Origin of the sequence: Neorhizobium sp. T25_27 (assembly GCF_002968565.1) — a bacterium.
Lineage (GTDB): Bacteria > Pseudomonadota > Alphaproteobacteria > Rhizobiales > Rhizobiaceae > Neorhizobium > Neorhizobium tomejilense.
The window spans coordinates 672,562-692,224 of sequence record NZ_PVBJ01000001.1 but is presented as its reverse complement, the minus strand read 5'-3'; the positions used below and the strand labels follow the sequence as shown (position 1 = coordinate 692,224).

The following is a 19,663-nucleotide window of genomic DNA, read 5'->3' as shown; positions in this document are numbered from 1 at the left end:
CGGGGCAAGAGGCTTCCACGTCGACACCACACGGGATGTTCATGCCTCGGCTCCTTCTGGCCCTCCTTGCCACCGCGCTCCTTGCCACGGGATGCACATCCTCAAGTTATGACCTGATGGAAACGTCATCGGTCAAGAGGATGCGGTTCAAGGACAGTGACCCGCAGGATTTCGGTAAAACGCATCCTGGGCTCCACGAGGTCCACGGCATCGACGTCTCCAAGTGGAACGGCACCGATATCGACTGGCCCGCCGTGAAAAAATCCGGCATCGCCTTTGTCTTCATCAAGGCGACGGAAGGCAAGGATCGCATCGACCCGACGTTCGAACTGAACTGGCGGGGCGCCGCATCGGCCGGCATTCCCTATGCCCCCTACCACTTCTATTATTTCTGCTCGACAGCCGACGAACAGGCCGACTGGTTCATCAACAACGTGCCACGGGATGCGGTGAAGCTGCCGCCGGTCCTCGACATGGAATGGAACCATTCCTCCCCGACCTGCAAGACCCGCCCCGATCCCGAGACTGTGCGCGCCTCCATGCAGCGCTTCATGGACCGCGTCGAGACCTATTACGGCAAGCGGCCGATCATCTATACGTCGGTGGATTTCCACCGGGACAATCTGGTCGGTGCCTTCAGCAACCACCACTTCTGGCTCCGCGCCGTGGCGCAGCATCCGACCAAGATCTACCCGGATCGCCGCTGGGCTTTCTGGCAGTATACCTCGACGGGCGTCGTGCCGGGCATCAAGGGCGAGATGGATATCAACGTCTTTGCGGGCACGTCCAAGAACTGGCACAACTGGGTTGCGGCAGTCTCAAAGTAAACCCCGTGCACCCGGCGAAACAGGTGTCTGGCAATGTGTGAGCAGTTGCGATAAAAACTGCGCCAACACGGCTGCCGTCCACGTTTCGGTCACAAAATTTTCCGAGATCGGACGGCGCTTACTCAGATTCTAGGAACGCCGAATGTCCGCTCGCTTTGCCCGCCGCCTCGCCCTTGCCTCCGTCATCACCAGTTGCCTTGCCTCCACCGCTCTCGCCCAGGCCCCGGCTATCGCCTGCGGCGGCGATCTCGGCGCTTTCCTCGACGGCGTCAAGGCGGAAGCCATTTCCAAGGGCGCCTCAGCAAGCGCGGTAGACGAAGCGCTCGCCGGCGCCCAGATCGACCAGAAAGTCTTGTCCCGCGACCGGGCTCAGGGCGTCTTCCGCCAGACCTTCCTGGAATTTTCGCAGCGCACCGTCAGCCAGGCGCGCCTCGACATCGGCCGCCAGAAAATCAAGCAGTATGCGGAGGTCTTCGCCCGCGCTGAGAAGGAATTCGGCGTGGCGCCCGGCGTCATCACTGCCTTCTGGGGGATGGAGACCGATTTCGGCGCCGTGCAGGGCGATTTCAACACCCGTAACGCACTGGTGACGCTCGCGCACGACTGCCGCCGCCCGCAGCTTTTCCGCCCGCAGCTGATCGCCCTGATCGAGATGGTCCAGCACGGCGACCTCAATCCTTCCACCAACACGGGCGCATGGGCCGGCGAGATCGGCCAGGTGCAGATGCTCCCCGAGGATATTATCGCGCACGGCGTCGACGGTGACGGCGACGGCCATATCAACGTCAAGGCCAGCTCCCCCGACGCTATCCTCACGGCCGCAAAATTCATCCAGAGCATGGGCTTCAAGCCTGGCCAGCCGTGGATCCAGGAAGTGACGCTGCCGGAGAACCTCCCCTGGGACAGGTCCGGCCTCGGCAACGAGATCCCAGCCAGCGAATGGTTCAAGCTCGGCGTCACCCCGCGTGACGGCGCGACCAACTTCGGCAACCTGCCCGCAGCTCTCATCCTGCCGCAGGGTCGCAAGGGACCAGCTTTCCTGACCTATCCGAACTTCAGCATCTATCTGGAATGGAACCAGTCGTTCATCTACACGACCTCGGCCGCCTATTTCGCGACCCGGCTTTCGGGTGCCCCGACCTATCTGAAGGGCACGCCGGACCAGGGCCTGGACGACACCGGTATGAAGGCGCTGCAGACCAAGCTGGAAGCGCTCGGCCACAATATCGGCAAGGTCGACGGCATCCTGGGGTCGGGCACGCGCCAGGCCGTCCAGAAGGAACAGGCGCGCCTCGGTCAGCCGGCCGACGGCTGGCCGACCCAGACCCTGCTCTCCGCGCTCTGAAATACAATCTCTGAATACAATCGCCGCCCGACCGAAATCGGGTGGCGGTTCGCGGAACAAAGGGATATCCCCTGACCTTGACCACGAGGGGGATTTTGCATGACAACCGCCGCCATTTCGAAGCCCAGCGCCACCGCCTGGGCCCTGATCCTGCTGCTCGGGCTGATCTGGGGCGGATCCTTCTTCTTCGCGCGCGTCGCAGTCGTGGAAGTGCCGCCCTTCACCCTCGTCTTCCTGCGCCTGTTCCTGGCAGCAGCGGCGCTGCACATCTATCTGCGCGGCCGGTTCGAGCTCTATCCGACGCTTAGAACCCACTGGCGGTCCTTCCTGGTCATGGGCTTCATCAACAACGCCCTTCCCCATACGCTGATCTTCTTTGGCCAGACCGAGATCGGCGCAGGTCTCGCTTCGATCCTCAACGCGACCACGCCGATCTGGACGGTGCTGATAGCCAATCGCTGGACAGCCGACGAAAAATTGACACCGGCAAAAATCGCCGGCTGCCTTGCGGGTCTTGCCGGTACCGCCGTGCTGATCGGTCCGGGCGTCACGGCGGCCGCGGCCGCGCCGCTCTGGGCGCTGATCCTGCCGATCCTTGCGGCAATCTCCTACGGAGTGGCCGGCACCTACGGCAAACGCTTCCGCGGCCTGCCCGCACCAGTCAGCGCCACCGGTCAACTCACGGCCTCCAGCCTGATGATGCTGCCCGTGTCGCTGCTCGCCGACCAGCCCTGGGCGCTGCCCGCCCCATCGACGCATGCCGTCCTTGCGATCCTCGCCCTGGCGCTCCTCTCGACCGCCTTCGCCTATCTCCTCTATTTCCGAATTCTTGGGATGGCCGGCGCGACGAATGCCTCTCTGGTTACGCTCGTCGTGCCTCCGAGCGCGATCCTTCTCGGCGCGCTTTTCCTCGGCGAAAGACTGGAGGCGACCGACCTCATCGGCATGCTGCTGATCGGTTTCGGCCTGGTCCTGCTCGACGGAAGGCTCCTTCGCAGGCGCAGCAATTCGCCGTCCGGCGCGTCGTAACGGATCGAAACCATCACGGAATATGTCAGAAGTTAACAGCCGTACACGGCTTTTTAACTCTGCGGAAATTAAGATTAACGGATGCTTTACCGATAAAAATCAGTGACTTGCGTGATCAGCACCGGGATAAGGTGAACAGGCGAACGGCGCTGCAGCATAGAAATACGCTTCCCAACCGGCACAAAACCGACATAAAGTCTGCCCGTCAACGCAAGGAGGCAGACATGGGACGTACATACTCTCTCAATGTCTTGGTAGTCAGTGCAGCGTTTGTGTTTGTGGCATCCATGCTCTTCATTTGAGCGCCACCAGTTCCACTACCAGTTCAAGATATCGCATCCAAGACCGTTTGATAATCAGCACTTCCGGTGAAAACGCATGCTCCTTTCGTAGGAGCATGCGTTTTTTTCATTGCGCTCAGGCAGCGGCGATCCGCGGTGTGCGGATCTGCCGGCGGCCAAGCCGCTGAAGGACGGCGGAGACGAGCGGTGCCCGGTTCATCGTGTAGATGTGGAAGTCGCCAAGGCCGCGGCGGATCAGATCCTCGATCTGTTCTGCGGCGATGTCGGCAGCCACGCTGGCGCGATCCTCGGGCTTGTCGTCCAACCCTTCGAAACGGGCATCCAGGAAAGACGGAACCGAGGAACCGCAGCGACCGGCGAAACGCTTGAGCTGGGTCAGGTTCTGGATCGGCATGATGCCCGGCACGATCGGGATTGCGATGCCGGCGGCGCGGACCTTTTCGAGGTAACGTTCAAAAACGTCATTGTCGAAGAAGAACTGGGTCAGTGCCCGGGCGGCGCCGGCATCCGCCTTGCGCTTGAGCATTTCGATGTCTGCGCCAAGATCGGCGCTTTCCGGATGTTTTTCGGGATAGGCGGAGACGGAAATGTCGAAGCCGCCGAGTTCTGTCAGGCCGCGCACCAGCTCCGCTGCATTGGCATAACCCTGCGGATGCGGGCGATAGTCCGTGCCGACACCGCTCGCCGGATCGCCGCGCAGGGCAACGATGTGGCGGATGCCGGCGGCGCGATACTCGCCGACGACGGAATGGGTTTCTTCTCGCGTGGCATCGACGCAGGTCAGATGTGCGGCGGTCGCAAGCGAGGTCTCGCCGACCAGGCGGCGCACCGTGTTGATCGTCGGCGCCTTGGTCGAACCGCCCGCACCATAGGTGACCGAAACGAACCTCGGATCCCAGAGCGCCAGTTCATCGACCGTATCCCAGAGCTGGCCCTCCATCTCTTCCGACTTCGGCGGAAAGAATTCGAAGGAAACGCTGAAAGTTTCGCTATCGGCGGTCATTGGTTCAGCTCCCTTAAAGGACGGTTTGCGATTGGGCGGATGCATGATGGGCGGCGATCAGCAGGCGGCGGTCGCGGGCGAGCCAGACTGTGGCTGTGAGCCCGCCTTCCTTGCCAGAACCAAGATCGATCGCCTGCTCGACTTCGAGGCCCACCTTCTCGAGCCACTCCGCCATCACCTGATGGGAGAAGCCGAGACGCACATGGGCGTGGTCGTTGCGCAGGTATTCGAGCGTATGCGGTGCGAGATCGACGATCAGCAGGCGGCCGCCCGGACGCAGCACGCGGGCTGCCTCGGCGATCGCCAGTTCCGGCTGGTCGAGGAAGTGCAGCACCTGGTGAACGGTGATCAGGTCGAAATCCTGGCCTTCGAGCGGCAGGTTGAGAATGTCGCCGTGCCGGACGGACGCCTTGACGATCCCGGCCTTGTCGAGATTGGACCGGGCGACCGAGAGCATGTCGCGGCTCGCGTCGATGCCGACGGCGCGACGGTAGATGTTGGACAGAAGCTGGAGGATCCAGCCGGTGCCGGTGCCGAGATCGAGAAGCGCGTCGACGGGCGCCGGGCCGATCAGCTTGAGCAGCGCCGATTCGACTGCCGCGTCGCTGATATGCAGGCGGCGAAGCTCGTCCCATTCGGATGCGTTGCGCGTGAAATAGGCTTGCGCGCGTTCGGCACGCAGACGCTTGACCGTCGTCAGCCGCTCGCTGTCCCTGAGCAGCACCGGATCCTCCTCCGAGGAGGCGGCGAGCAGCGTCCTCACCAGCGTTGCCGCCTTGCCTTCCTGCTTCAGCCGGAAATAAGCCCAGGCGCCTTCCTGATAGCGATCGATCAGCGCCTCTTCGGCAAGCAGCTTCAGATGCCGCGAAATGCGCGGCTGCGACTGGCCCAGGATTTCGGTAAGATCGGTGACGGTGAGATCCCCGGCAGCGAGAAGCGCAAGCAGGCGGAAGCGCGTCGGCTCGCCGGCTGTTTTCAGTACGTCCACCAGGGTGTCGAGCGCCAATCCCATTCAGCCGCATCCTTACGCAATCAAGATATAAAGATATGTTTATATCGTTTTGCCGTTCTATGCAAGCGGCAACTGATGGATCCGACGAGGTCGCCTGAAACGCAGAAGGCGGCCGAAGCCGCCCTCTCAAGCTCTGTTTGTGCCAGGAAGATCAGAATTCTTCCCACTCGTCGGCGGATTGCGCGAGGGCCGTATTTCCGCGGGAAACCGGAGCGCGCGCCGGCATCGGACGGCTCGGTGCAGCGGCGACCGGGCGCGAGGCCGGAGCTGCCGGCGCACGCATGCGGCTCGCCGTCTCGCGAAGCTGGCCCGAGGCGCTGCCGCCGAGTTGGAAGTGCGAGAGGAGATCGCTGAGCTTGCCGCTCTCCTGGGCAAGGCCGGCGCCTGCGGCGTTCATCTCTTCGACCATTGCGGCATTCTGCTGGGTCGACTGGTCCATGTGGTTGACGGCGGTGTTGACCTGGGCCAGGCCGACCGACTGTTCCTGTGCCGCGATCGCGATCGCATCCATGTGACCGTTGACGGTCTGAACCAGTTGCTCGATGACGCTGAGCCCCTCGCCCGTCTCGCTGACGAGCTTGACGCCTTCGCTGACGGCAACCGCCGAGTTGGAGATCAGCGACTTGATTTCCTTGGCGGCGTTTGCCGAGCGCTGGGCCAGTTCGCGGACCTCCTGCGCGACGACCGCAAAGCCCTTGCCGGCTTCACCGGCACGCGCCGCTTCCACGCCGGCGTTCAGCGCCAGCAGGTTGGTCTGGAAGGCGATCTCGTCGATGACGCCGATGATGTTGGAGATCTGGCTGGACGACTTCTCGATCCGCTCCATGGCAGCAACCGCGTTGCGGACGACCTGGCCAGACTGGTCCGCGCGGGTCCGCGCGTCGCGGACGACATCGCGGGCCTCGCCGGTGCGCTTCGAGGTAGAAACGACGTTGGCGGTGATCTCCTCGAGTGCTGCTGCCGTTTCTTCCAGCGAAGCAGCCTGCTGTTCGGTGCGCTTGGACAGGTTGTCGGACGCGTCGGAGATTTCCCTCGAACCGCTGGTGACGGTGGAAACCGAATTGCCGACGCTGAGCAGCGCGTCGCGCAGCTGGCGGACCGAGGTATTGAAGTCGTGGCGCAGGCCTTCGAACTGCGGCGCCAAGGCTTCGTTCACTTCGCAAAGCATGTCGCCGGCGGCAAGACGGCGAAGGTTGGCGGCGAGCGCACCGGTCGCCTGGGTCAGCTTCGCCTCGGTATCCGCCTCGCTCTGGCGCTGCATTTCGATGCGCTCGGCTTCCGAGCGACGACGGGTGGCCTCTGCCTCGGCTTCCAGCTCGAGATTGCGGATAGCGGCTTCGCGGAAAACCTCGACCGAACGGGCCATGGCGCCGATTTCGTCCTTGCGGTCAGCGTAGGGGATTGCCTCCTCGGTATTGCCCGAAGCGAGGCTTGCCATACGGTCGCCGACCCGACGAATTGATTTGGATAGCTGGCGAGCGATCACGACTGACAGGGCAATGGCGGCGATGACAAACGCGCCAAGCAGCGTCAGCGACGTCAACAATGAATTGTAGGAATTGCCAAGCTTGGACGTGGCTTGTGCGTGGACGCTTGCCGCGGTTTCAACCAACAACTGGCCGACGAAGTCACGACGCGATGCCATTGCTCGGGTCCAGTTATCCAGATCGGCAGGAGCAGGCGTGAAGGCCGTATTCTTCGCCATTTCCTCGATCCTTTGCTGAACCAATCGACCTGGGGCCGACTGCATGAAAGTGTCCAGCTGGCCAACAATCGCAGGATTTACGAACTCGCGCACGAGCTGAGCGTAGATTCGGATCTGGGTCGTTGCAGCACCGAAGCGAGCAAACTCTTCAAGTGAAAGCGTACCGTTCTTGGTATATTGCATACCGATCCGGTTAAGAACGAGAAAACCTTCATTATACTGCAGCAGGGCGCCATAGCCCGTTACTCCCTGCTGGAGATCGCGATCCTCCATGATATTGCCGGTTCGCGCGGTCAGCTGGATGGAGGACGCGGAAAGCGGCTGCAGATAGAGAAGCGGCACCATCGCATCGATGGGTCCGGCGTCCACCTTGCCGCGGAACTCCGAAATCTTGACGTATCGTTCGTCGAGAGTGCGCTTGATGTCGGTCAAGAGCGTGTCCGCATAGCCGGCACTGACCACTTCGTTGTAGCCCGCAACGATTGCCTTGTAGGCCTCATCGGTTTTCTGGCGCATCTGGCCGCGCTGATCGGGCGAAGCGGCACTTTCAACCGGCAAGGCAAGCATCAGCCGTCCACTCGCCCCAGCCAGACGTTCAAGGGCCGCCGCGCCGGAGAGCTTTTGATAAGCGCCGTAGCTATTCAACGTGACGAAAGCGCCGAGCCCAATCACGGCCAGGAGCGGAACGGCAGCAAGAAGCGTCAACGATGTACGGAAAGGCAGACGTTCGATCAAACGCAGCATGAAAAACCCTTTGAAGCGGGCCGTCATCATGACAGCGTCAAGACCCACGCGGACATGGTCTCCCTGGGCGAAAATGCGCTGGCAATCTTTGCAATTGTCTTTATCGGGCTACGTCAAAAATACCCATAATTTTGGGGGTTCGAATTTTAGCTTTTATTAATCTTACATAAAACGAAAACCCCGGCAGAGCCGGGGTTTTGAATTAGGTGAAGCTAAAAAAGACTAACGCGTCAGACGCTTGTGAGCCTGGCTGCCCGGGTTGAGGGCGTCGGGGCCGAGTCGGCGGACCTTGTCCTGCTCATAGTCCTCGAAATTGCCTTCGAACCATTCCACATGGCCGTCGCCTTCGAAGGCAAGGATATGCGTCGCCAGACGGTCGAGGAACATGCGATCGTGGCTGATGATGATGGCGCAGCCGGCAAAGTTTTCCAGCGCGCTTTCGAGCGCGCCCAGCGTTTCCGTATCGAGGTCGTTGGTCGGTTCGTCGAGGAGGAGAACGTTGCCGCCGGCCTTCAGCATCTTGGCAAGGTGAACGCGGTTGCGCTGACCACCCGAGAGGTTGCCGACCTTCTGCTGCTGATCGCCGCCCTTGAAGTTGAAGGCGCCGCAATAGGCACGGGAGTTCATGTCGAACTTGCCGAGCTTGATGATTTCGGCGCCGCCCGAGATTTCTTCCCAGACGGTCTTGTTGCCGTCGAGCGCATCGCGGCTCTGGTCGACGTAACCGAGGTGGACGGTCTCACCGACCCGGATCGAACCGGCATCCGGGGTTTCCTGGCCGGTGATCATCCGGAACAGCGTGGTCTTGCCGGCGCCGTTCGGGCCGATGATGCCGACGATGCCACCCGGCGGCAGCTTGATCGACAGGTCGTTGATCAGCGTGCGGCCCTCGAAGCCCTTGGTGATGCCTTCCATCTCGATGACCACCTGGCCGAGACGCTCGCTGACCGGGATGATGATCTGCGCATCGCCGGGACGCTGCTTGTCGGCGGCCTCCACCAGCTGTTCGTAGGACTTGATACGCGCCTTGGACTTGGCTTGACGCGCCTTCGGGCTGGAAGCGATCCATTCCTGTTCGCGGGAAATCGCCTTCTGGCGGCCGGCCTCTTCCCGGTTTTCCTGCTGCATGCGCTTGGCTTTTGCGAGCAGGTAGGCCGAGTAATTGCCTTCGTACGGAATGCCGCGGCCGCGGTCGAGCTCGAGAATCCAGCCGGTGACGTTGTCGAGGAAGTAGCGATCGTGGGTGATCATCATCACGGCGCCCGGATAGTCGCGCAGGTGCTTTTCGAGCCAGGCGATGGTTTCGGCGTCCAGATGGTTGGTCGGTTCGTCGAGCAGCAGCAGGTCCGGCTGCGACAGCAGGAGACGGCAGAGCGCCACGCGACGGCGTTCACCGCCCGACAGGCTGGTGACTTCCGAATCGCGCGGCGGGCAGCGCAGCGCCTCCATGGCCATCTCGACCTGGCTTTCCAGATCCCACAGGTTCTGGCTGTCGATGACGTCCTGAAGCTTGGCGCCCTCGTCCGCGGTCTCGTCGGAATAGTTCATCATCAGTTCGTTGTAGCGGTCGAGGACGGCCGTTTTCTTGGCGACGCCTTCCATGACGTTCTCGAAAACCGTCTTGGACTCATCGAGATGCGGTTCCTGTTCGAGATAGCCGACGGTCGCGCCTTCTGCGAGCCAGGCTTCGCCGGTATATTCCTTATCCTGACCGGCAATGATGCGCAGCACGGTCGACTTACCGGCGCCGTTCGGACCGAGGATACCGATCTTGGCATCCGGGTAGAAAGACAGATTGACGTTCTCAAGGATTTTCTTGGCGCCGTAGGACTTGTTGAGTCCCGACATGTGATAGATGAACTGACGTGCCATGGATAAAAGTGCTCCGGGGGGAATTTCGGTTTGCCGCTATGTAGGCGAATTGGTGGCCGGGAGCAATGCGCGAACGGTCGAGGGAGCGAGGATGTTCGACGAAACGAGGCGGTTTAAGAGCCCCACGGGTGCAAACCTTGCCTATCATTACCAGCCGGCGGCAGAACCGGGGCTCGCCGTCCTGCTGATCTCTCACGGGCTTGCCGAGCATTCCAGGCGCTACAGGGGGTTCGCCGAGGCCATGGCCAGCCACGGCTTCCACGTCTATGCCTTCGACCATCGTGGTCACGGCGAGACCACCGCGCCGGACGCACCGATCGGCCGTTTCGCCCGGCGCGACGGCGTCGGCCTAGTGCTCGCGGACGTCAAGGCCATGCGCGACATGGCGGCACATGCCCATCCCGGCCTGCCGATCCTGCTCTTCGGCCATTCCATGGGCGGCCTGATCGCACTCAATGCCGCCGTCGACCATCCCGACAGCTTTAATGCCGTCGCGGTTTGGAATTCCAATTTCCATCCAGGCGCGGCTGGCCGCGCTGCGCAGGTGATCCTGCGCATCGAAAAAGCCCTGAAAGGCTCCGACGTGCCGAGCGGGCTCCTGCCGAAACTCACATTCGGAGCCTGGGGGAAATCTGTCCCGGGCCACCGCACGGAATTCGACTGGCTGAGCCATGACCGGGATGTCGTCGACGCCTATATCGCCGATCCCTTGTGCGGTTTCGATGCCAGCGTCTCGCTGTGGCTCGATCTTTTCGAACTCACTTTTCGCGCGCCGAAACTCGTCGATCGGCTGGCGAAGAACCTGCCGATCCATCTGATCGGCGGCGCCGAGGACCCGGCGACCAATGGCGGCCGCGAAATCCTGTGGCTGTCCGAGCATTTCAAGCGCAACGGCTTTTCCGACGTCACCACCAAGATCTGGCCGGGCACCCGCCACGAAACGCTGAACGATACGGTGCGAGGCCGCGCCACCGCCGAATTCGCCGCCTGGGCCCGGGCCGCCCTGCCCGTCCCGGCGCCGGTGATCTGAATCGACAGTCCATATAAAACGGCCCTTCATATCAAACGGAATGAGTTCATGACATTTAATCAAGTGCTTCCGGAACCGGTCCCGGCTATAGGAAATCCATGAATTCGTCGCCCGCAAGCCTTGTCGCATCAGCCCCGAACCGGATCGTCAACGGCCTCGGCCTGATGATCGTCGCGATGCTGATCGCGCCGTTTATCGACATCTTTTCCAAGCTTGCCACCGATACCGCATCGCCCACCTTCATCACTGCCGCCCGCTTCGCTTTCCAGGCGCTCTGCATGCTGCCGATCGTGCTCTGGAATGGATACTGGCGGACGTTCTCCTGGCGGCTCAGCGTCTTCCATGCGATCCGCGCGACCCTCATCACTGTCTCCATGGTCTGCTTCGTGGCGACGCTGGCAGTCATGGAAGTGGCCGATGCGATCGCCATCTTCTTCGTCGAGCCGATCATCCTGACGGTGCTTTCCAGCATCTTCCTCAAGGAGACCATCGGCTGGCGGCGTTATACCGCCTGCGCGGCCGGCTTCGTCGGCGCCATGATCGTCATCCGCCCGAGCTTCCAGGAGATCGGTTTCGTGGCGCTGCTGCCGATCGTCACCGCCTTCTGCGTGGCGATCTTCGCGATCCTGACCCGGGCGCTGGCGCATCGCGAAGATCCCTGGTCGATGCAGTTCCAGATGGCGCTCTGGGGAATTCCGATCTCGGCCATCCTGCTCTTTGTCGGCGACCGGAGCGGCGTCGCCTTCCTGGCCCCCTCCATGCCGGACTGGACGACCCTGCTGTGGCTCGCGGGCGTCGGCGCCTTCGCGGCCCTGTCGGGCATCCTTGCCGTCTATGCCTATCGCGCCGCACCGGCGTCCGTGATCGCGCCGCTGCAATATTTCGAGATCGTTTCGGCGACGCTGTTCGGCTGGCTGGTCTTCGGAGACTTCCCCGACCCGGTCAAATGGCTCGGCATTTCGATCATCATCGGCTCCGGCCTCTACATCATCTGGCGGGAACGCCGCGTCGCCTCCATGAAGCCGGTAACCAGCGCCGCCAAATCAACCGTGACCCCGTGACATGACCCAGACACCCAAAAAACCGCCGCTTACCGGTATCCGCGTCATCGAACTCGCCCGCGTGCTCGCCGGTCCCTGGGCCGGGCAGATGCTGGCGGACATGGGCGCCGACGTCATCAAGGTGGAAAATCCCGATGGCGGCGACGACACTCGCGCCTGGGGTCCTCCCTTCGTCGAAGGCAAGGACGGTGAAAACCTGTCGGCCGCCTATTACCACTCCACCAATCGCGGCAAGCGCTCGATCGCCGTCGACCTCAAGACCGAGGAAGGCCAGGACATCGTCCGCCGGCTGGCGGCAACCGCCGACGTGCTGATCGAGAATTTCAAGCTCGGCGGCCTCGTCAAATACGGGCTTGACTACGAGAGCCTGAAAAAGATCAATCCGAAGCTGATCTATTGCTCGATCACCGGCTTCGGCCAGAACGGCCCCTACGCCAATCTCGCCGGCTACGATTACATCGTCCAGGGCATGTCCGGCTTCATGTCGATCACCGGCGAACCGGACGGCCAGCCGATGAAGGCGGGCGTCGCGATCGCCGATATCTTCACCGGCATCTATGCGGTGACCGCCGTCCAGGGCGCGCTGATCCACGCGATGAAAACGGGCGAAGGCCAGCATGTCGACATGGCGCTGCTCGACGTCCAGGCCGGCATCCTCGCCAACCAGAACATGAACTACCTGGTTTCCGGCGAGGCGCCGGTGCGGCTTGGCAATGCTCATCCGAATATCAGCCCCTACGAGGTCTTGGCGACCGAGGACGGTTACCTCATTCTCGCCGTCGGCAATGACGGTCAGTTCCGCCGCCTCTGCCGCATCCTCGGCATCGATGGGATGGCCAACGACGAACGTTTCGCCACCAACAAGGCGCGCGTCGCCAACCGCGTCGAAGTGCGCCGGCTGATCCTCGCACAGACGTCGAAATGGAAGAAGGCCGAGCTGCTCGCCGCCTGCGGCGACAATGCGGTGCCGGCAGGGCCGATCAATTCGATCGCCGAAATGTTTAACGATCCGCAGGTCAAGGAGCGCGGGCTCCGAATCGATCTGGAAGCGGCAGACGGCACCGTCATCCCGGGCGTGCGTAGCCCGATCGTGCTGTCGGAAACGCCGCTTGCCTATCACCGGCCGAGCCCGGCGCTCGGCGAACATACCGCAGACGTGCTGGCGCAACTCGATCAAATCGAAAAAGAGGGGAGAGAAAAATGAACACCGTCATGAAGACCGGAGGGCAGCTCATCGTCGAGGCGCTGAAGGCGAACGGCGTCAAGCGCATCTCCTGCGTACCCGGGGAAAGTTATCTCGCCGTGCTCGACGCGCTGTATGAAAGCGGGATCGAGATCCTCGTCTGCCGCCAGGAAGGCGGTGCCGCGATGATGGCCGACAGCTGGGGGCGTCTCAGCGGCGAGCCCGGCATCTGCATGGTCACCCGCGGCCCCGGCGCCACCAACGCGTCGGCCGGCCTGCACATCGCCAGGCAGGATTCCATTCCGATGATCCTCTTCGTCGGCCAGATCGGTCGCGATATGAAGGAGCGCGAGGCCTTCCAGGAAGTCGAATACCGCCGCGCCTTCACCGAATTCGCCAAATGGGTCGGCGAGATCGACGACGCCCGCCGCATTCCGGAATTCGTCACCCGCGCGTTTGCCGTCGCCACCTCCGGCCGCCCCGGTCCGGTCGTGCTGACGCTGCCGGAAGACATGCTGGTCGAAGAGGTCGAGGCGCCTGAAGCCCGCGCCTACATGCCGGTCGAAAGCCATCCCGGCAAAAGCCAGATCGCCGCATTCGAAACCATGCTCAAGAACGCCGAGCGTCCGATGTTCATCCTCGGCGGCACCCGCTGGAGCGAGCAGGCGGTTGCCGATTTCCAGGATTTCGCCAGCCGCTTCAAGGTGCCCGTAGGCTGCTCCTTCCGCCGCCAGATGCTCTTCGATCACCTGCACCCATCCTATGCGGGCGATGTCGGCATCGGCATCAATCCGGTGCTCGCCAAGGCGGTCAAGGAGGCCGACCTGCTGGTGCTGATCGGCAGCCGCATGTCGGAAATGCCCTCCTCCAGCTACACGCTGATCGACATCCCCTACCCGAAGCAGAAGCTCGTCCACGTCTTCCCGGATCCGGAAGAACTCGGGCGCATGTACCGGCCCGACCTTCCGATCTGCGCCGCCCCTTCGGAATTCGTCGCCGCCCTGAAGGACCTCGATCCGCCGGCCGCCCCGCTCTGGACCGAACGGAAATCGGCGCTGCACGATTCCTACCTCAAGTGGTCGACGCCACCGGAGGCCGGCCCCGGCCCGGTCAGGATGGGGCCGATCATGCAGTGGATCGAGGAGAACGTGCCCGACGACGCGATCTTCACCAACGGCGCCGGCAATTACGCCACCTGGCTGCACCGTTTCCACCGCTTCCGCAAATACAACACCCAGTCCGCCCCGACCTCCGGCTCGATGGGCTACGGCCTCCCCGCCGCGGTTGCCGCTAAGCAGCTGTTTCCCGAACGCGAAGTCGTCTGCTTTGCCGGCGACGGCTGTTTCATGATGCATGGCCAGGAATTCATCACCGCCGTCCGCTATGGACTGCCGATCATCACGGTGCTCGTCAACAACGGCATCTACGGCACGATCCGCATGCACCAGGAGCGGGAGTATCCGGGCCGCGTCAGCGCTACCGACCTCGTCAACCCGGATTTCGTCGCCTATGCCAAGGCCTTCGGCGGACACGGGGAGCTGGTCGAGAAGACGGAAGAGTTCGGCCCTGCCTATCAGCGGGCGCGCGCCAGCGGCAAACCCTCGATCATCGAGGTCAGGCTCGATCCGGAAGCGATCACGCCGGCCAGGACGCTGACCCAGATCCGCGAAAAGGCCTGAAAATAGAAAAAGCCGGCCTATCAGAGCGATAGGCCGGCTTTTTGAATCAATATCGCAGCGATCAGATCGCAGCCGTAACGATGAACTCGACCTTGTATTTCGGTGCAGCGAGCTTGGCTTCGCTGGTGGCGCGGGCCGGCGGGTTGGCCGGGTCGATCCAGGCTTCCCAGACAGCGTTCATCTCGCCGAAATAGGCGATGTCGGAGAGATAGATGATCGTCTGCAGGATCTTCGACTTATCCGAACCGACGGCTGCCAGCAGGCGGTCGACTTCGGCGAGCGCGTCCTTGCACTGGTCGGTGACACTCTCGCCTTCGCCGACCTGGCCGGCCAGATAGACGGTGTTGCCGTGGACGACGGCGGCGCTCATGCGGGCGGCCGGCTCGATGCGCTGGATGCTCATGGAATTCTCCTCAAAAAAATTGAGCTTCGGGAAAAGACCCCGCGCAAAAGGCACGAGGCCGCGGAAAATCTTCAGCCGCGCAGATGCTGGCTCTTTTCGTAGATGGTCGTCGAACGGGCGCCGGAGCGGCAAAAGCCGAGCATCGGGCGCGGGAATTCGTCGAGAGCATCGACCATCGCCCTGACGCCCTGTTCGTCGACGCCCATGCGGCCGACCGGGATGTGGCTGATGTCGAGGCCAAGTTCCTTGGCGCGAGCTTCGATCTCGGCGAAATGCGGCTGGCCCGGCTCTTCGTCGTCAGGACGATGGCAGACGACCGACTTGAACCCCATGGCCTTGATCTGATCGAGATCCTCGACGGTGATCTGGCCGGTGACGGAATACTCGTCGTTGATCTGGCGGATATCCATGGCTTGAGCCCTCCGTTCTGATTGAGGCGCCAGCATTACGACGGTGCCGCCCGGGCGTCAATCGGGCGACGGCCGCTGGACGGCGGGTCTCAGACGAAGCAGAAGCGCAGTCCGTATTCGACGCTTTCGCCGGGTTTGACGAAGCCGAGTTCTCCGTTTGCCGCCAGTTCCTGGCGGCTTGCCAGGCGATGTGAAACCGGCTCTATCCCAAGCACATGCGCCGGCGCCTTCTGGTTCCGCCAGACCTGCAGATGCGGAAGCGTATCGGTCTTGAACTTCACCTTCAGCGTCAGTCCGCCGATTGCCGCGATCGGGCCGAGCGCGATCTCGGCCCATTGCTCGCCCTCGACGGCCGCCGGGACGCAGAATATGCCGCCGGTCTCGCCGCCGAACGTCCAGGGGAAACCGCCGTTGTCGAGCATCGCGCCGCTCAGCCGGACCCGGTCGTCGAACAGCCAGGCGCCGATATTCAGGTGGTACATATGCACCCGCGCAAACGGCTTCGAGCCGGTGTTGGTGACCTTGTCCGACAGGCTCACCTCCCCCGTCGCCCCGTCGATCCGCCAGTGGCGTTCGAGGAGGGCCGTCTCGCCGGTCGCAAGGGTCAGCGGCACGCGGGCACGGCACTCCGCATCCGGCCCCTGCGCATCCCAGAACAGGATTTCGGCGGGGTGGGAGGAGAAGGATCCGTGCAGCGGATATTTCCGGCCGTCAGAGGCGCCTTCGATGGCCTCGGGGTGACGAATATGGTCCGGCCCGCAGGTGAAGAGAAAGCCTTCGAGCGAGTGATCGATTCGCGGATCTCCGTCGTCCGGAATGGCCCGGCCCGGAGCAAGGTCCACATCGCCGACAAAACAGCCTCCGATATCGAGAACGGAGCTCTGGTCCAGGAAAATCCTCGGTCCGTTGGCGGCGGAAAAAGCCTTCATAATCATTCCCTTCACGGTTTCGTCAAAACTTCTAACCGATCGTGAAGTGAATTTAACGGTGTGTTCATGACGAATTCACTTTTTCCACACTACGGTCAAATTTAACTTGTCTGTGGCGACAGGCGAACGGGCGGGAACCAATGTCCGATTTCCCGATTACGTTTAAGTAGGAAACAAGGAAGTCGGTGACATCGTGAAGCGGCTATTTTTCGCATGCGCAAGTCTGGTGATCTTGACCGCGGCACAGGGAATTCCCTCCGCCGAGGCGCAGAACCGCTACGGCCGCTATCCTTCGGAAACGATGCTCGTCGCTCCCGACGGTTCGATCCTGGACTATGAACCGGATCGCCGTGACGTCATCATCAGCCGAGACGGCATGGGGCGCCGCGTCCTCATCGACCATTTCGGCAATGTCGTCGCGACCGAAATCCGCGGGGAAACCTATCGCCCCAACCGGAGGCAGGAATATCCGCCGGTGCCGGGCGGTTACCGGTCGCTGCGCGATTCGGGCGGTTACCAGCAGGGTGCAGGCGGTTATCGCGACTACCGCGAGTATCGGCCGGGCGAACCAGGCGCCGTTACCGGCGGCATCCCAGGGCCAGGCTCGGTCAGCCGCATGCCACTGGATGACCAGGCCCTCCCCGACGACGATTTGGGCTATCCGCAGGAGGCTTCGATCGAACCGGACCAGCGGCCGGCGGAGACGCTTCTGCCGCAGAAGCCGATCATTACCGTCACCAAGAAGCCGCAGGCCCAGATCGCAGCACTTCAGGTCTTCCTGGACCGTGAAGGCATCTCGCCCGGCGTGATCGACGGCCATCTCGGCGACAACGTCAACAAGGCGATCGCCGCCTGGCAGGAAATGACCGGTGAGACGCTCGATCCGAACAATTCCGAAGACATCATGCAGCGGCTGACCTATTCGGGCGGCCTGCCGATCGTCGACTACACGATCACCCCGGCCGATGCCGCCGGTCCCTACGTCGCGTCGATCCCGGAAGACTATGCCCACAAGTCGCAGCTGCCGGCCATGTCCTATATGTCCGTGACGGAGAAGCTCGCCGAGCAGTTCCACATGGACGAGAACTATCTGAAGGCGCTCAATCCCGGCGTCGATTTCACTATCCCCGGCTCGATCATCAAGGTCATCAATCCCGGCCAGCCGAAGGCCGGTCAGGTCACCCGCATTCTCGCCGACAAGGCCAGAAAACAGGTCTTCGCCTACGGCGCGGACGGGCGCCTGGTCGCCGCCTATCCGGCCACCATCGGCTCCACCGACACACCTTCGCCGACCGGAACCCATACGGTCGAACGTATCGCGCTCGATCCCGGTTACACCTACAATCCGAAGATCAATTTCAAGCAGGGCAATAACGACCAGATCCTGCAGATCCCGCCAGGGCCGAACGGGCCGGTCGGTACGGTCTGGATTGCACTCTCGAAGCCCACATACGGCATCCACGGCACGCCGGAACCTTCCAAGATCGGCAAGACCAACAGCCACGGCTGCGTCCGCCTGACCAACTGGGACGCAAGGGAACTTGCCAAGATGGTCAAGCCAGGCACGACGGTAGAATTCACCGAGTAAGATCCCGGCACAACCTATCAGCCGTCGGCACCCGCTGCCGAAGGCTTTTTGTTTGCCTGGCAATCTGGCTTCAGCCAAAAGACGCCCTAGTTTTTCGCGAGAAAAATGTACATCGGCGGTGGATGGAATGAACTTCCCAACGAGACTCAAAGGCGCCCTGTCCCTCCTCTTCGGACGCGGCGACGATAGAGCTGTCTGCTCCTTTTGCGGTGAAAACCGCCGTACTGTCGAGATGATCATTGCCGGTCCGGCAGCCACGGCGATCTGCAATCGTTGCATCTGCGTCTGTAACCAGGTCATGCTTGAAAATTCCGGCCCACCTGGTTTCCGTCGCCATGCCGAAAAAGATCATGAAAAGACGATCGCGATACCGCTCGCCCATGACGAAGTCCTGCTGGGTGCTCCCGAACGTATCGCGCTCGAGCAGATGCTGCACGTCCTCGTCGCGTCGCTTCCGCAAAGCAGACTGATCGGCTGGAGCTATATGCATTCGGAAGATCGATTCGACCTGCTGACAGTCGAGATCCTGACGACGTCCGGAATGCAGCCGAATGAAATCAGCAGCCTCGCCCAGCAGAACTGGCGTCAGATGCGCGACCGGTTCGTCGCCGCGCGCAGCGTTCCGGCCAATCTGGAAGAGCCCGAACTGATCGGAACGGCAGCCGCAGCTACCCAAGCGGCCAGCGCATATGCAAAGGCGGTCGGCTCTTTCGAACCAACCGCCTCTTAATCCACGTCTTGGAATGAACAGAAGTCCAATGGTGATCAGGCTGCGTAGCGGCTCAATCCGAAGAGGCGCGACGCAACGGACCGGGTGATCTTGACGGGCATGAGCCGCATGACTTCCTGTGCGTAGGAGCGGGCGTTTTCCTTCGCCTTGTCGAGATTGCTGACCTTGGCCGGATCGAGCGTGTGGAGCGTTCCGCCGGTCTCGAACAGTTCCTTGAAGGCGATGCGTTCGCCGATCGGCGTATCGAGGACATGCACGCCGCGGGCTGCCAGAAGCCCTTTGATGGTCAGCAGCGCCTTGGTGGTGACCATGGACGTCACCCGCGTCAGCACCACCGAATGCGGGATCACCAGGCCGGCCTTCTCCTTCATGTAGGACAGGAGGTCGAGGATCTGCGCCGCACCCTTGGCGTCCATGGCAGAACCCTGGACCGGGATCATCACATGGTCGGAAAGGCCGATCGCCGTGGTGACCAGCGCGTCACGGGCGCCGGCGAGGTCGATGATGAAATAGTCGGTGCGCGATGCCATTTCCCGCAGGTGACACTGCAGCGATGCGAGTGTGACTTCCGATACCACCTCGATGTTGCGCACCGCGCGAGAGGTCTCGAACCATTGGCTGATCCAGCGCTGCGGATCGGCATCGATGACGGTGACGCGAAAACCCTGATGGGCAAGTTCGGTGGCGAGCAGGAGTGCCGCGGTCGTTTTTCCGGCTCCACCCTTGGCATTGGCAAAGGAAATTACTGGCATTTTCGGTCCTCGAACAAGTCTTGAGCCACATCGCTCACGAGGACACCGGGAAGCATGGT

The 19,663-nt window shown here is 62.1% G+C and carries 17 protein-coding genes; 9 read left to right on the top strand and 8 right to left on the bottom strand.

The window, feature by feature from the left end:
* Positions 1–41 precede the first annotated feature (41 nt).
* The 3 genes from C5J24_RS03460 to C5J24_RS03450 all read left to right on the top strand — a co-directional run bounded on the left by C5J24_RS03460 (position 42) and on the right by C5J24_RS03450 (position 3,201).
* Positions 42–827 (top strand): GH25 family lysozyme, encoded by a 786-nt coding sequence (locus C5J24_RS03460; protein WP_105416609.1) that lies wholly within the window; start codon positions 42–44, stop codon positions 825–827.
* A gap of 142 nt (positions 828–969) precedes the next feature.
* Positions 970–2,172: a lytic murein transglycosylase gene (locus C5J24_RS03455; RefSeq protein WP_105415620.1), complete on the top strand. Its 1,203-nt coding sequence runs from the start codon at positions 970–972 to the stop codon at positions 2,170–2,172.
* 99 nt (positions 2,173–2,271) lie between these two features.
* On the top strand, positions 2,272–3,201 hold the full coding sequence (locus tag C5J24_RS03450) for a DMT family transporter (protein ID WP_105415618.1): 930 nt from the start codon (positions 2,272–2,274) through the stop codon (positions 3,199–3,201).
* 417 nt (positions 3,202–3,618) lie between these two features.
* Here the strand turns inward: C5J24_RS03450 and metF are convergent, their stop codons facing one another.
* The 4 genes from metF to ettA all read right to left on the bottom strand — a co-directional run bounded on the left by metF (position 3,619) and on the right by ettA (position 9,839).
* Entirely contained in the window at positions 3,619–4,506 is an 888-nt protein-coding gene (gene metF, locus C5J24_RS03445; RefSeq protein WP_105415616.1) for a methylenetetrahydrofolate reductase [NAD(P)H], read from the bottom strand.
* Between the two features lie 13 nt (positions 4,507–4,519).
* The gene (locus tag C5J24_RS03440) at positions 4,520–5,518 is read right to left on the bottom strand and encodes a metalloregulator ArsR/SmtB family transcription factor (protein WP_046667564.1); all 999 of its coding nucleotides are present in this window, start codon (positions 5,516–5,518) and stop codon (positions 4,520–4,522) included.
* 151 nt (positions 5,519–5,669) lie between these two features.
* Complete coding sequence (locus C5J24_RS03435; RefSeq protein WP_105416607.1) at positions 5,670–7,967, bottom strand: methyl-accepting chemotaxis protein; 2,298 nt, start codon at positions 7,965–7,967, stop codon at positions 5,670–5,672.
* A 222-nt stretch (positions 7,968–8,189) separates the two neighbouring features.
* The gene (gene ettA / locus C5J24_RS03430; protein ID WP_105400760.1) at positions 8,190–9,839 is read right to left on the bottom strand and encodes an energy-dependent translational throttle protein EttA; all 1,650 of its coding nucleotides are present in this window, start codon (positions 9,837–9,839) and stop codon (positions 8,190–8,192) included.
* Positions 9,840–9,930: 91 nt separating this feature from the next.
* On the opposite strand from ettA, the gene C5J24_RS03425 reads away from it, so the two are divergent.
* From C5J24_RS03425 to C5J24_RS03410, 4 genes are all read left to right on the top strand, one after another.
* Positions 9,931–10,869: an alpha/beta fold hydrolase gene (locus C5J24_RS03425; protein WP_105415614.1), complete on the top strand. Its 939-nt coding sequence runs from the start codon at positions 9,931–9,933 to the stop codon at positions 10,867–10,869.
* A gap of 98 nt (positions 10,870–10,967) precedes the next feature.
* Positions 10,968–11,930 (top strand): DMT family transporter, encoded by a 963-nt coding sequence (locus C5J24_RS03420; RefSeq protein ID WP_105415612.1) that lies wholly within the window; start codon positions 10,968–10,970, stop codon positions 11,928–11,930.
* Between the two features lies 1 nt (position 11,931).
* Positions 11,932–13,134, top strand: a complete 1,203-nt coding sequence (locus C5J24_RS03415) for a CaiB/BaiF CoA-transferase family protein (RefSeq protein WP_105415610.1) — start codon at positions 11,932–11,934, stop codon at positions 13,132–13,134.
* Positions 13,131–14,792 carry a thiamine pyrophosphate-binding protein gene (locus C5J24_RS03410; protein WP_105415608.1) on the top strand — a complete coding sequence of 554 codons (1,662 nt, stop codon included), beginning with the start codon at positions 13,131–13,133 and terminating at the stop codon, positions 14,790–14,792. The genes C5J24_RS03415 and C5J24_RS03410 overlap by 4 nt, the downstream gene beginning before the upstream one ends.
* A 61-nt stretch (positions 14,793–14,853) precedes the next feature.
* On the opposite strand, the gene C5J24_RS03405 is transcribed toward C5J24_RS03410, so the two are convergent.
* The 3 genes from C5J24_RS03405 to C5J24_RS03395 form a co-directional block, all read right to left on the bottom strand.
* Positions 14,854–15,195 carry a RidA family protein gene (locus C5J24_RS03405; RefSeq protein WP_105415606.1) on the bottom strand — a complete coding sequence of 114 codons (342 nt, stop codon included), beginning with the start codon at positions 15,193–15,195 and terminating at the stop codon, positions 14,854–14,856.
* Between the two features lie 71 nt (positions 15,196–15,266).
* Complete coding sequence (locus tag C5J24_RS03400; protein WP_105415604.1) at positions 15,267–15,605, bottom strand: TIGR01244 family sulfur transferase; 339 nt, start codon at positions 15,603–15,605, stop codon at positions 15,267–15,269.
* A gap of 89 nt (positions 15,606–15,694) precedes the next feature.
* Positions 15,695–16,534 carry a DUF4432 family protein gene (locus C5J24_RS03395; protein ID WP_105415602.1) on the bottom strand — a complete coding sequence of 280 codons (840 nt, stop codon included), beginning with the start codon at positions 16,532–16,534 and terminating at the stop codon, positions 15,695–15,697.
* Between the two features lie 193 nt (positions 16,535–16,727).
* On the opposite strand from C5J24_RS03395, the gene C5J24_RS03390 reads away from it, so the two are divergent.
* Positions 16,728–18,122 carry a L,D-transpeptidase gene (locus C5J24_RS03390; protein ID WP_371673633.1) on the top strand — a complete coding sequence of 465 codons (1,395 nt, stop codon included), beginning with the start codon at positions 16,728–16,730 and terminating at the stop codon, positions 18,120–18,122.
* A 52-nt stretch (positions 18,123–18,174) separates the two neighbouring features.
* Positions 18,175–18,852, top strand: a complete 678-nt coding sequence (locus C5J24_RS03385; RefSeq protein WP_172723834.1) for a ClpX C4-type zinc finger protein — start codon at positions 18,175–18,177, stop codon at positions 18,850–18,852.
* 35 nt (positions 18,853–18,887) lie between these two features.
* Here the strand turns inward: C5J24_RS03385 and C5J24_RS03380 are convergent, their stop codons facing one another.
* Positions 18,888–19,604: a ParA family protein gene (locus C5J24_RS03380; protein ID WP_105400753.1), complete on the bottom strand. Its 717-nt coding sequence runs from the start codon at positions 19,602–19,604 to the stop codon at positions 18,888–18,890.
* Between the last annotated feature and the right edge of the window lie 59 nt (positions 19,605–19,663).